Origin of the sequence: Pedobacter sp. AK017 (genome assembly GCF_014200825.1) — a bacterium.
In the GTDB taxonomy this organism is placed as follows: domain Bacteria; phylum Bacteroidota; class Bacteroidia; order Sphingobacteriales; family Sphingobacteriaceae; genus Pedobacter; species Pedobacter heparinus.
Genome location: NZ_JACHCW010000043.1, coordinates 1 through 1,691, shown reverse-complemented (window position 1 = coordinate 1,691; position 1,691 = coordinate 1). Strand labels below are relative to the sequence as shown.

General features: G+C 46.5%; 1 protein-coding gene. It reads right to left on the bottom strand.

All coding sequences use genetic code 11. From position 1 onward, the window contains the following. Positions 1 to 55: 55 nt before the first annotated feature. Positions 56 to 1,447 (bottom strand): IS110 family transposase, encoded by a 1,392-nt coding sequence (locus tag HDC92_RS24930; RefSeq protein ID WP_221271020.1) that lies wholly within the window; start codon positions 1,445 to 1,447, stop codon positions 56 to 58. Between the last annotated feature and the right edge of the window lie 244 nt (positions 1,448 to 1,691).

The following is a 1,691-nucleotide window of genomic DNA, read 5'->3' as shown; positions in this document are numbered from 1 at the left end:
CCCTAACTATTATTATCCAAGACCTCCGAAAATCGGTTTAACAAAGTGAGTATAACTAGCATGATGCAAAAATGAGCTCGTCCGGCCTTACGCCCAACTGGTTGATCCGTCTTTGCATTGCCTTCACTTGTGCCATCCTGATTTTCTCCAAGTATTCTGTTTCAGCAATTGGCTTGTAGGCCTGTCTTTTGGTAAGCATGTTATAGATGATCACCGCTATTTTGCGTGCCGTAGCGGTTACTGCTGCAAGCTTTCCCTTGCGATAGGCAATTCTCCTGTAGAACTGGTGCAGACTTCCTTCTTTCAACCTGTTCCCGACCGCAACCGCAACGTGCCTTAACGCATCAGCAAGCCTGCTCTTTCCCTTTAGCGTACGACTGGAAATCACCCTGCCGCCAGACACCTTCTTATTGGGGGCAAGCCTCAGCCAGCTTGTAAAATGTCTGGCCGTGGGAAATGCACTCAGGTCTATGCCCGTTTCTGAAAGCAGTGTAATGATGGTTGTTGAACCAACTCCGGCGATCACAGAAAGGTCTACGCCACCAGTCAACTGGTAGGAAATTCGTTGTAGGTTCATCTTTGGATCGTTTTTGTTCAGGTATTTGTCCTTGCCCAAATACTCAATCCTAGCCTCGCCATCCAGCTTCTCGTTATCTTCAATGCGCTGGTTCAGGTGAGCTTCGATATGCTTGTCACATTCTGCGATCTTGCCATGGAAGTAGTTGTACACCTCATAGCATTGCCTCAATTCGAAGATATATTCCTCCCTCCATTCGCCCGTAAGTGCCTTGATGATCTCTTCCTTTGATTTTTTCACCTTATACTTCACCAGGGAGGCAAGGACTACCGGGTCTTTTTCCCCTGAAATGATCGCCTCGATGATCATCTTTCCGGAAACCCCTGTGATATCGCTCACTGCAACATCCAAGCGGATATTGGTCATCCTCAGTGCCTTCTGCATCTTGGAAATGTAGCTTGCCGCATTCTCCAGCAGGCTCTGCCTGTGCCTACAATATTGGCGCAGGGTTTCGGTAAACAGGTCTGGGATAAAGCTACCCTCTAAAAGACCCAACGAATGCAGCTTCTGTATCCATTGGCAGTCCAGTACATCCGTCTTGCGTCCCTTGACGTTCTTGGTAAACCTGCCGTTCACCAGGATCGGCTCCAATCCATAGGCCTGCAGCATTATGAACAGCGGTTGCCAATAGCTCCCCGTACTTTCCAGTGCCACCTTGGTAATGGAATGCTCCATCAACCAATTACACAGCTCGTGAAGCTCACTGGTGTAGCACCCAAATTCCCGAACTTCGTCTTTCTGCTGTCCAACGGCAACAAAATGCGTTTTGCTGCCTACATCAATGCCTGCCGCTTTCGCGTTGACAACAGGCATCTGTTCAAAATCCTTTTGCTTTTTTGTCTTCATAGCACCTAATTTTAAAACTCTCAACAGGCAGAGATAGCAACTTTTAATATTCTATACGGGATATCCACAAAGGGTTCACCAAGCATTGTTCCTGGCGTTGCCGGAATCGGCAACTGCTCTGCCCAACCAAAATAATAGCCGAACTTGTAAGTATCAATCAACTCAACGGTCTTTGATGAAAGCTATACCTAAATTTACCTAACTTTTCAAACTGTTCCATTTTTTGTTATATAGAATCAACTTAACTAACCATCCATAGGTGGAATAT